This window comes from Pseudomonas edaphica (genome assembly GCF_005863185.1).
In the GTDB taxonomy this organism is placed as follows: domain Bacteria; phylum Pseudomonadota; class Gammaproteobacteria; order Pseudomonadales; family Pseudomonadaceae; genus Aquipseudomonas; species Aquipseudomonas edaphica.
The window spans coordinates 1-2870 of sequence record NZ_VBVZ01000720.1 but is presented as its reverse complement, the minus strand read 5'-3'; the positions used below and the strand labels follow the sequence as shown (position 1 = coordinate 2870).

3 protein-coding genes are annotated in these 2870 nt (G+C 62.3%); 2 read left to right on the top strand and 1 reads right to left on the bottom strand.

The window, feature by feature from the left end; translation table 11 throughout:
* The coding region (locus FEM54_RS29515) for a serine hydrolase domain-containing protein (protein ID WP_138453949.1) at window positions 1–1031 on the bottom strand (1031 nt) is incomplete at its 3' end.
* Window positions 1032–1216: 185 nt separating this feature from the next.
* Between FEM54_RS29515 and olsB the strand changes: the two genes are divergently transcribed.
* Window positions 1217–1972 (top strand): L-ornithine N(alpha)-acyltransferase, encoded by a 756-nt coding sequence (gene olsB / locus FEM54_RS29510; protein WP_017137255.1) that lies wholly within the window; start codon window positions 1217–1219, stop codon window positions 1970–1972.
* On the top strand, window positions 1972–2763 hold the full coding sequence (locus FEM54_RS29505) for a lysophospholipid acyltransferase family protein (RefSeq protein ID WP_017137254.1): 792 nt from the start codon (window positions 1972–1974) through the stop codon (window positions 2761–2763). Before olsB ends, FEM54_RS29505 begins: the two co-directional genes overlap by 1 nt.
* Window positions 2764–2870 lie beyond the last annotated feature (107 nt).

Below are 2870 nucleotides of genomic sequence, written 5' to 3'. Positions count from 1 at the left end.
TGGGCCAGGCGCTCTATGTGCTGCCCGACGATCACCAGGTGTTCGTCGGGCAGCACATAGAGCGCCTGGCCCCAATGGCCGAGGGCGGCGAAGGTGTCGGCAGGCGCATCGGGCCAGGGTCTTGGGGCACCTTGTACGTCGAGGTTGAGCCACCATTGCCCGCCGGGGACGGCGTCGTCCTGGCCGGCCTTGTATTTATCGAATGGCTGGCGGTTGAAGGCGACCCACTCTTTAGGCAGCAACTGCTGCTCTCCCCAACGACCGTCGCGCGCTATCAGTAGGCCGACCCGCGCCAAATCGCGAGCGGTGAGGTAGGCATAGGACGAGGCGACGAAGGTTTCGTCGGCGTCGGTTTCCCAGGTGGCGTTGTGAATGCCCAGCGGCTTGAACAGCGCGTCCCACGGGTAACTCATATAGGCCTTGTGGCCGAGCATGCCTTTGAGGGCGGCGGACAAAATATTGCTGTCGCCGCTGGAATAACGAAAGGCCTGGCCCGGTGCGGCGGCGGCCTCGGTGCCTGCGGCAAACTCGGCCATATCGCTGCGGCCACGGGTGTAGAGCATCGCCACCACCGAGGAATTGAGTGGGGCGTATTCGTAGTCTTCCTGCCAGTCCAGGGCCGAGGCCCAGTGCAGCAGGTCGGCCATGGTGACTTTGGGGTGCTGTTTCATCGGCGGGTAAAAACGCGCGGCCGGGTCATTCAGTTTGAAGCGATTTTCGCCGTAGGCCACGCCGAGCACAGTGGCCATCAGGCTTTTGCTCACTGACCAGGTCAGGTGCGGCGTGCTGGCGGTGTTAGGCGCGCCGTAGCGTTCATAGATGATCACGCCATCGCGGATCACCAGCAGCGCGTCGGTGCGGATGCCTTTACGAGTGGCGTCGTCACGGGGTGGAAAAGCATAGGCATTCAGTGCATCGACCGCCGGGCCTTCGAGCGGCGCGCCCTTGGCCCATTCCTTGTCCGGCCAGGTGTCGGCGTGGGCGGCAGCGGTGACTAACAGCAGGGCAACGCACAACAGGCCTCGGACCATGGACGCAAACTCAAGGGGGCTTTCAAGCCCGCGAGCCTAGCCCAGGCGCATGACAGATTTGCGACAGGAAGGCCTGTCATCCAAGCGTCACCATAACTTCATGGAGCTGACACCGAGCCTACATAGCCTGAGTTTGGACAAACAAGTCGACCGGCCGGTAAGTGGCCGGCACTCGGAGATTCGCCATGACTCAGATCGCCCGCATCAGCGACACCGGCAATGAACGCCGTCTGCAAGCCGAACGCCTGGTTGGCGCCAAGGCTTTGCAGGAAGCCCAGGCCCTGCGTTTCAACGTGTTCAGCGGCGAGTTCAACGCCAAGCTGAAAGGCGCGGAACAGGGTCTGGACATGGATGACTATGATGTTCACTGCAGCCATATAGGCGTGCGGGATTTGAACAGCGGTCGACTGGTGGCCACCACCCGTTTGCTCGACCACCAGGCCGCCAGCACCTTGGGCCGGTTCTACAGCGAAGAAGAATTCAGCCTGCACGGCTTGCTGCACTTGCAAGGCCCGATCCTGGAGATCGGCCGCACCTGCGTCGACCCGGCCTATCGCAACGGCGGCACCATCGCGGTGTTGTGGGGCGAGTTGGCCGAAGTCCTCAACCAAGGCGGTTACAGCTACCTGATGGGTTGCGCGAGCATCCCGATGCACGACGGTGGCATCCAGGCTCACGCGATCATGCAGCGCCTGCGCGAACGCTACCTGTGCAACGAGCACCTGCGCGCCGAACCGAAAAAACCACTGCCGGCGCTGGACCTGCCGTCCAACGTCATCGCGGAAATGCCGCCGCTGCTCAAAGCCTATATGCGCCTGGGTGCGAAGATCTGCGGCGAGCCGTGCTGGGATGAAGACTTCCAGGTGGCCGACGTGTTCATCCTGCTCAAGCGCGATGAGTTGTGCCCGCGCTACGCCCGCCACTTCAAGGCGGCCATGTGATGAGCCGCCTGCGCGTGTACGGGCGCATTGCCCGGGTGCTGCTGGTGGTGGCGCTGGGGTTGAGCATGGCCAGTGTGTTTGGTGTATTCGAACGCATGGGCATTGCCAACTCGATGGTGCGGCGCCAGCGTTGGTCGCGTTTTTTTATGGCACGGCTGACTAACGCCCTGCCCTTTCGCGTGACGGTACACGGTGAGCTGCCGACGCAGCCGATGCTGTGGGTAAGCAATCACGTGTCCTGGACCGACATTCCGCTGCTCGGCGCGGTGGCGCCGATGTCGTTTTTGTCCAAGGCCGAAGTGCGCACCTGGCCGGTGGCCGGCTGGTTGGCGGCCAAGGCCGGCAGCTTGTTTATTCGCCGCGGCTCAGGCGACAGCCAGTTGATCCGCAAGCAGATGACTCGCCATCTGGAGCAACAGCATCCGCTGCTGATGTTCCCCGAAGGCACCACCACTGATGGGCGCAGCCTGCGTACGTTCCACGGGCGTTTGCTGGCCAGTGCGATTGATGCGGATGTGTCGCTGCAACCGGTAGCGATTCGTTATTTGCGTGATGGGCAGGTGGATGCGTTGGCACCGTTTATTGGCGATGACGATTTGCTCTCGCACCTGATGCGTCTGTTCAGTAATGACCAGGGTGATGTGGAGATTCATGTGCTCCAGCCGATTGCCTGTGCCGGGCAGGAACGTGCGGCGCTGGCGTATCAGGCGCAGCAGGCGGTGCAGAAAGCGTTGTTTGGGCCGTTGCCGGAAGTTGAGCAGGTGGCGGCTCGACCTGCATTTGCGGCCTGAGATGAACTGAACACCGGTTCAAATGTGGGAGCTGGCTTGCCTGCGATAGCGGTGGGTCAGCCACATCTCTTTCAACTGACAGACTGCTATCGCAGGCAAGCCAGCTC